Annotated in this window: 6 protein-coding genes; 2 read left to right on the top strand and 4 right to left on the bottom strand. The window is 69.1% G+C overall.

Translation table 11 applies throughout. From position 1 onward, the window contains the following. A partial coding sequence (locus ACIKT0_RS10075; RefSeq protein WP_407105221.1) for a TSUP family transporter occupies nucleotides 1–374 on the bottom strand: 374 nt, incomplete at its 3' end. Between the two features lie 235 nt (nucleotides 375–609). Between ACIKT0_RS10075 and ACIKT0_RS10070 the strand changes: the two genes are divergently transcribed. Further along, entirely contained in the window at nucleotides 610–1,614 is a 1,005-nt protein-coding gene (locus tag ACIKT0_RS10070) for a LysR family transcriptional regulator (protein ID WP_407105220.1), read from the top strand. A gap of 36 nt (nucleotides 1,615–1,650) precedes the next feature. On the opposite strand, the gene ACIKT0_RS10065 is transcribed toward ACIKT0_RS10070, so the two are convergent. Further along, nucleotides 1,651–2,406 carry a hypothetical protein gene (locus ACIKT0_RS10065; RefSeq protein WP_407105219.1) on the bottom strand — a complete coding sequence of 252 codons (756 nt, stop codon included), beginning with the start codon at nucleotides 2,404–2,406 and terminating at the stop codon, nucleotides 1,651–1,653. A 348-nt stretch (nucleotides 2,407–2,754) separates the two neighbouring features. Here ACIKT0_RS10065 and ACIKT0_RS10060 point away from each other — a divergent pair, with 348 nt between their 5' ends. After that, nucleotides 2,755–3,657 (top strand): amidohydrolase family protein, encoded by a 903-nt coding sequence (locus ACIKT0_RS10060; protein ID WP_407105218.1) that lies wholly within the window; start codon nucleotides 2,755–2,757, stop codon nucleotides 3,655–3,657. Between the two features lie 1,041 nt (nucleotides 3,658–4,698). On the opposite strand, the gene ACIKT0_RS10055 is transcribed toward ACIKT0_RS10060, so the two are convergent. Together ACIKT0_RS10055 and ACIKT0_RS10050 are read right to left on the bottom strand one after the other, a co-directional pair. Beyond that, complete coding sequence (locus ACIKT0_RS10055; RefSeq protein WP_407105217.1) at nucleotides 4,699–5,040, bottom strand: endonuclease domain-containing protein; 342 nt, start codon at nucleotides 5,038–5,040, stop codon at nucleotides 4,699–4,701. Nucleotides 5,041–5,631: 591 nt separating this feature from the next. Continuing rightward, on the bottom strand, nucleotides 5,632–7,445 hold a 1,814-nt coding region (locus tag ACIKT0_RS10050; RefSeq protein ID WP_407105216.1), incomplete at its 5' end, for a SulP family inorganic anion transporter.

Below are 7,445 nucleotides of genomic sequence, written 5' to 3'. Positions count from 1 at the left end.
CGCTCGGCGTGGCCCCCTCCGCCGATCAGGCTGTTCGCCCCCGACCACAGCGCCAATGCGCCGACCAGCAGTTCGAGCAGCCGCGGATCGACCCCGTTGCTGGCCCAGGCGCCTGCGAGAGCGCCCGGGGCCGCCCCGACCGCGATCCATCCGGCCAGCGACCAGCGGATCGACCCGGCTCGGGCGTAGACCATGGTGCCGATCAGACCGGTCAGGATGTAGCCCATCATCGCTGAGGCGATGGCGTCCTGGATCCTCAGCCCGAGGCCGTAGACCAGCGCCGGCACCACGATCACGCCGCCCACCCCGACGCAGCCGATCATCACGCCGGCGATCAGGCCGATGACGCCCACGGCCAGTGCAAGCTCATCCATTGGGCTGCCCCACCGTGATAAGGCAGTGGTCTTGACTTAATCGTGAGAAAACAACCGCAGCGGGAAACCGAGACTCCCTGCGCCCAAAAACGATCCGTTCGCTTCTTTCAATAATTGAAGCCATCAATCGGATTGCGTACGGCGCGGCTTCAACTACACTAATTCCAAAGAGCCGGTAACGGCCGTCCGGACGTCGCGACATCTTCGTCCGGTGACTGTTGGGATGGAGCACGCCATGTTTCTTCGTCAGTTCAAGTATTTGACGGCGGTGGTGGAGGAGGGGCACTTCGGCCGGGCAGCGCAGAAGTGCAACGTCACTCAGCCGAGCCTGTCTTGCGGCATCAAGCAGCTGGAGCTGGAGATCGGCGTGCCCATCTTCCTGCGCGGCCGCGGACAGCGCTTCTGCGGGCTGACCCCGGAAGGCGACCGCGTCGCGAAGTGGGCGCGCAACGTCATCGCGAACTGCGAGGCGATGAGGGACGAGGTCGCGGCCATGCAGAAGAACCTGCACGGCCGGCTGCGCATGGGCGCGATGCCGTCGATGTCGCCCATTCTTCCGGTCCTGCTTCAGATGGTGCGCGAACAGCACCCGAACGTCGCCATGGACGTTCAGTTTCTCGGCAACGACGCGATGAAGACCGGGCTCAACAACTTCACCCTCGACGTCGCCCTCACCTATTTCGACCAGGCCGAACTCGGGCGGCGCAACACGCTGAAGATCTACAAGGAGAACCTCAGCCTGCTGGTGCCGGACGTCGCCGAGTTCCGGGGCCGTGACGAGATCAGCTGGAGCGAGGCGGCCGGACTGCCGCTCGCCATGTTGCGGGAAGGCATGCACGAGCGACGCTTCGTCGACCGCATCTTCGAGAAGGTCGGAGCCGCGCCCGAGGCGAAGGTGGAGTCCGAGTCGATCCTGCACCTCATGTTCCAGGTCCAGTTCGCGGGCCTGTGCACCATCATCCCCTCGCACTTCACCCACATGCCGGGCCTGCATCGCGGCACCAGGGCGCTGCGGCTGGTCGACCCGGTGGTGAGCCAGGACGTCTGCCTGTTCTGGGCCGAGGGCGAGATCATGACGCCGATGGCGGCCACGCTGGTCAGCGCGGTCAAGAAGCTGAACAAGCAGGGCGGCCTCGACGCCCGCCTTGCGGAGATCACCCCCGAAAACGCCTCGCTCGCCCCGCTGTCGAGCGAGACGAGCCGCGAGAGCGCGAGAAGCGCAGTCCCCCTGCCGGCCTGAGGGCGCCGGCGCGGCCCCGATAGGCACCGACGACGCTCAGTGCGTCGTCGGCTGGCCGCCGGACCGGAGGAAGGCGATCACCCTTTCGGGCGCGTCGGAATCACGGATCTCCGAGGCGCGAAGGACGGCGATCGGCTCCCCTGCCCCGTTGGGTCCGCCTGCCGCGGCCACGAAGAAGAACGGCTCCGGGATCATCTCGTCGCCGGGCGAGAAGCCGAGCACCCGGCCGCCCGCCGCCGCCTGGACCCGCAGGTCGCGCGGCGACACCCGCAACACATCGTCCTGCCCGCCAGGCGCGGCCGCGGCGGCCTTGATCGCCTGCGCCGCGTTGCGCATCCAGGCGTCGAGCGCCCGCAATTCGGGCTCGTATTCGCCGGGTGAGAACTCGACGCCGTCGCCGTTCAGCAGCCCCACGCTGTCATAGGGCAGATCCTTCGAGAATCGCTCGCGGTCGACGCCCCGGTGCAGCAGCTCGATGAGCAGCCAAGCCTCGATATGCGCCGGCGACCTCTCCTCGACGTCGATCTCGTGGTCGGACGGGTTCCCGGCCTCGTTGAACTGCATCCTGAGGTCGTCGACGTTGAGCACGAGGCTCAGATCGGAGCCGAGATCATGGGTCGAGATGACGTTGCGGTCGTCCAGCCACCGCAGGCTCACCTCGGGGTCGTGGGGCGCGGCGTAGCTCCGCTCGATCCGCGCCAGCCACTGGGTCGCGCTGAGAAGCTGGTTGCGGGCCTCCGCCAGCCGCTTCGGATCGTGGTCGCCGACGGACCTCCATTCGAATGGGCTCAATGTTCTCTCCCATGACCTGACGGCCGGTTCTTTGACGCCGGCGCAAACTTCAGGGTGGAGCCGCAGATTCCGGCTGTAAATTCGTTTGCGTCTATCAATCCATTGACCGGGATATCCGCTTTCAAGGCGCCCCATGGGTCCAGCCGATCCTTGGGCGGAATAACCGGCTTCTATGAAACGATGCAGAAAATCGAATGGCCTTGAGGCTCTGCGCGCGGGGATAGTGGCGGGGCGTAACCGGCTGAGCGTTCCCGAACATGGCCGTTCCGACGGCCGCCGGATGATCGGCGGCCACGCGTCGGCGCCGTCGCGCACAACAAGCAAGAACACCCCTCAGGAGCGAAACACATGTCCGAGGCCTATCCGACGAATACGCCCGTGGTCGACATGCGAAGCCGGCCGGCGTTTCTTCACGCCTTCTTCGGCGCGCAGCCGGATACGCCGCAGTTCGAAGTCGTCAAGTGGCTCAACAAGCGCGTCGGCGGCCGCGACATCGAACACTTCACCCGCGCCAAGGACGCCGGCGGCGTGGTCTCCGAGATGGACGACGCCGGCATCAGCGTCGCCGTGATGGTCGCCCGCAGCGTGCCGGGCGTGCGCGTCTCGAACGACGATCTGGCCGCCGTCGCGGCCGCGAACCGCAAGCGCCTCGTGCCGATCGCCTCCGTCGACCCGATCGAGCTCGGCCGCGAGGCCGCCGTCGCGGAGGCCACCCGCGCGATCAAGAAGCTCGGCATGAAGGGCCTCAACCTCGACGCCGGCTTCTACGCCACCCCGCTGCGGGCCGACGACTACCGGCTGATGCCGCTTTACGAGGTGTGCGAGCAGCTCGGCGTCCCGGCCTTCGTGATGTCGGGCCCGACCACGCCCGACCTGCGCCTCAACGACCCCTATGCGGTCGACAACGTCGCCAAGACCTTCCCGAAGCTGCCGATCGTCTGCTGCCACGGCTTCTACCCGAACGTGCGGGAGATCGTGACCGTCGCGTTCCGCAACGAGAACGTCTACGTGTCGCCGGACATGTACACCTTCTGCCCGGGCGGCAATCTCTACGTCGAGGCGGCCAACCACTTCATGGCGGACCAGTTCCTGTTCGGCAGCTCCTATCCGTTCCGGCCGATGAAGCAGGGCGTCGAGGACTTCCGGCAGCTCGGCCTCTCCCCCGAAGCCTGGGAAAAGGCGACCTGGAAGAACGCCGACCGCCTGCTCGGCCTCGGCCTCGCCGGCAAGGCGAGCAAGAAGGCCGCCTGACCGCCTTCTCCCTCTGCAGCCAAAGGCCGGCGCGATCCCCGCCGGCCTTTTTTTCGCGCCGCCCGGGAAGCCGGCTCCTGCAAGCGTCGACGCTCTCTTCTCCCTCCTCGCGCGCAGCGTGGGGAGGGTGGCCCTTCGCGCAAGCGAAGGGTCGGGTGGGGCCTTCGGACGTAGCGCTCTGTCCTCAGAACACCCCACCCGGCCGGGCTTCGCCCGTCCACCCTCCCCTCTGCGAGGGAGGGACAGAGCGCCCTTCGTCCGAGCCGCGCCGCCTCTTCTCCCTCCTCGCGGCGGAGCCGTGGGGAGGGTGGACGCGCGAAAGCGCGGCCGGGTGGGTCTTGGGCGTAGAGCGGCGCTGATCGAGACGCGCGCGATCCGCCGGGTCGCACGGCTCCAGATCCTTCATCCGGTTCAAACAGCGACAGCGGAAGGCGCGGAGCGCCGGGCCACCGTGGTTTTACGCGTATTTTGGCCGGTCACCCGGCGCTCCACGCGCGGCGGCTTGTTCATCAGCTGGCGGAAGCCGCGCTCCGGTCGCGGGCGGCCCGTTCTCCCTTGCGGGGTCGGTCCCTTTGCGGATTTTGGCCTTGCCGCTTCCAAGGAAGCGCCGAAACCCAAAACCCATCCCGCGCCTTAAGGCGCTCGACGGCGCGGCCCCGTCCTAGTGCGGGGCGGGCGGCCTATGATCCTGGCGAGACGCAAGCGTCCCACTAGGCCCGCAGCCGACGTCCCGGGACCGCAAGCTCCGGTGCTCGCAGGCGCAGGCGCCGCTCCTCCCCCGCATGGCCGGCCGGTCCGGACACGCCTTCCTGTCGGAGAAGGACCTCCGGAGGAGAGCATGGGTGAAGCGGGATGTCAAGGAATAAAAGCCTAACAACATCTCTTCTCCCTCCTCACGCGCAGCGTGGGGAGGGTGGCCCTTCGCGCGAGCGAAGGGTCCGGTGGGGCTCTCGAGCGTAGCGCCTTGTCCTGAGAGCACCCCACCCGGCCGGGCTCCGCCCGTCCACCCTCCCCTCTGCGAGGGAGGGAGAAGAAAGGGCGTCAGCCGCGGCGTCTCTCCTCGAGCGCGGCGAGGATCGTCTCCAGCACGCCTTCGATGTTGCGGTCGACGTCGATGTTCCAGAAGCGCAGCGTCCGGAAACCTTCCGCAGCAAGCGTCGCCTCCCGCGCGTGATCGCGCTGCGGCTCGACGCCATGCTGGCCGCCGTCAACCTCGATCAGCAGCTTTTGGCGCAGAAACGCGAAGTCGGCCACGAAGCCGCCGATCGGCGCTTGCCGCCGCGGATGCAGGCCGAGCGCCCGAAGCTCGCGCAGCCGCGCCCAGAGCCGCACCTCCTGCGGCGTCATCCGCTTGCGGAGCTCCCGCGACCGTTCGACCGACATCCCCCGAGCGTAGCAGAACGGGAGCTCTTCTCCCTCCTCGGGGCGAAGCCACGGGGAGGGGTGGCCTCGGCCCAGGCCGAGGTCGGGTGGGGTCTTCGGGCGTAGTGCTCAACCTTGAAAACACCCCACCCGGCCGGGCTCCGCCCGTCCACCCTCCCCTCTGCGAGGGAGGGAAAGACCGCCCTCCGTCCGCGGCGCCGCCTCTTCTCCCTCCTCGCGGCGAAGCCGTGGGGAGGGTGGCCCTTCGCGCAGCGAAGGGTCGGGTGGGGCCTTCGGGCGTAGTGCTCTGTTCTGCCAGCACCCCACCCGGCCGGGCTTCGCCCGTCCACCCTCCCCTCTGCGAGGGAGGGAAAGAGCGCCCTCCGTCCGCGGCGCCGCCTCTTCTCCCTCCTCGCGGCGAAGCCGTGGGGAGGGTGGCCCCTCGCGCCAGCGAGGGGTCGGGTGGGGTCTTCGGGCGTAGTGCTCTGTTCTGCCAGCACCCCACCCGGCCGGGCTTCGCCCGTCCACCCTCCCCTCTGCGAGGGAGGGAGAAGAGAGAGCTCCCTTCGTGCGAGCCGCGGAGCCGCTTGTCGGTCGTCGCGGCCTGGCGGTTCAGCGGGGCGGGGGCGCGGCGGGCTCGAGGGGCGCCTCGTCGTCCCGGTAGCTGCCGGCGGCCTTGGCGTCGAAGAACGAGGTCGCCGAGCCCTCGCCGCATTCCCTGAAGATCCGCGCCTGGCACGCCGCGCAGATCTTCGGATCCATCTTGCGGAAGATCGCTCCGATCGCGTCCGCCTTCGAGTGGAAGACGTGATCCTCCCCGAGCCGCTTCAGGAAACCGGTCTTGCGCCAGAGGTCCAGAACGGCCTGCCGGGGCCTGTGGAAGTAGAGGTCGCCGCCCACAAGCCTGCGCCGCTTGAGCTCGTTCTCCCAGAGTTCGGCGCCGGCGAGGTCGATGAAGTTCATGCTGCGCGCCATCACCAGCAGGTGCTTCTGCGTCGGCGACTGGGTCCGGAAGTCGTGCAGGCGGTCGCCCACATAGGGGGCGGCGCCGAAATAGGCCGCGCCTTCGATGCGCAGCAGCTTGAGCTGCGGGCATTCCCGCGCCTCCGGGAGGTGCGACAGCGGCGTGAAACGGCCGACCTCGGTGTCCCGGTCCGGCGCGAGCGCGAGGATGTTGGGGTGCGACGTCCGGTGCAGATAGGCGACCAGCGAGAACGCGACGCCGATCAGGATCGCGACGTGGAACGGCAGGAACAGCATGGCCACGAAGGTCGTCGCCGCGACCGCGAACTCGATCCGGCTGAGCCTCGCGATCTCGGCGAAACGGCCGAGATCGAGCAGGCTCCAGGCCGTGTAGAGCAGCAGCGCGGCGATCGCCGCGGTGGGGATGTCCCGCAGGATCGGCGCGGCGACCGCCACCATGACGATCAGGAAGCCCGCCGACATGATGGCCGCGAGCGGCGTCCGCGCGCCCGCCTCGAGGTTCGGCACCGACCGGTTGAGCGAGCCGCAGGAGAGGTAGGAGGAGAAGAACCCGCCCGCGATGTTGGACAGGCCCTGCCCGATGAACTCGCGGTTGACGTCGATCCGCTGCCCCGAGCGCGCCGCCACCGCCTTTGCGATCGACACCGACTGGCCGAGCGCGATCACCGCCAGCGCGCCGGCGATCGGCACCAGATGCGGCAGGCTGTCGAGCGGCGGGACCGGCATGCTGAAGGGCGGGATCGGGGTCGGGATGGCGCCGATGACCTCGACGGCCTCCGGCCCGCCCCAGAAGGTCAGCGCCTCCGAGACGAGCCACCCCGCCGCGAGGCCGAACAGCATGAAGGGCAGCCGCCGGGAGATCGCGCGGGCGCCGAGGGTGACGGCGAGCGTCGCGAGCGCGACCGCCACGGCGCCGGGATTGATCTTGCGCCACTCGGCGAAAACCGAGGTCACGGCCGCGAACGGCCCGCGTCCGGCGTGAGCCGGAAGGCCGGCGGCGTCCGGCAGCGCGTAACAGGCGATCAGCATCGCCGCGCCGCTCATGAAGCCGAGCAGGACGGAGGGCGACAGGAAGTCCGTGAGCCCGCCGAGCCGCGAGGCCCCGACCGCGAACTGGATCATGCCGACCATCACGGTGACGGCCAGCACGAGCGTGACGTATTCCGGGCTGCCGGCCGCCGCGAGCGGGCTGATCGCCGCGAACAGCGCGAGCGAGTTCGCGTTGGTGGGGCCGGAGGCGACGTGCAGGCTCGAGCCGAAGACGGCGGCCACGATGGTCGGCACGACCGCGCTGTAGAGGCCGTATTGCGGCGGAAGCCCGGCCAAGGTCGCGAACGCGATGCCCTGCGGCAGCACCAGCAGCGCGCCCAGCAGCCCCGCGAGCGCGTCGGCCCGCACCGTGTTGCGGTTGACCTGGCGCCACCAGCCGGAGGTGAGCCGGA

It is taken from the genome of Hansschlegelia beijingensis, assembly GCF_045505405.1.
In the GTDB taxonomy this organism is placed as follows: Bacteria; Pseudomonadota; Alphaproteobacteria; order Rhizobiales; family Methylopilaceae; genus Methylopila; species Methylopila beijingensis_A.
Note: the sequence above shows the minus strand (reverse complement) of the source record. Positions and strands in the feature narration are given on the sequence as shown.

Excerpts from the sequence above, each read along its gene's own strand:
- ACIKT0_RS10060 (WP_407105218.1), top strand. The coding sequence starts at position 2,755 with ATGTCCGAGGCCTATCCGACGAATACGCCCGTGGTCGACATGCGAAGC.
- ACIKT0_RS10055 (WP_407105217.1), bottom strand. The coding sequence starts at position 5,040 with ATGTCGGTCGAACGGTCGCGGGAGCTCCGCAAGCGGATGACGCCGCAG.
- ACIKT0_RS10070 (WP_407105220.1), top strand. The coding sequence starts at position 610 with ATGTTTCTTCGTCAGTTCAAGTATTTGACGGCGGTGGTGGAGGAGGGG.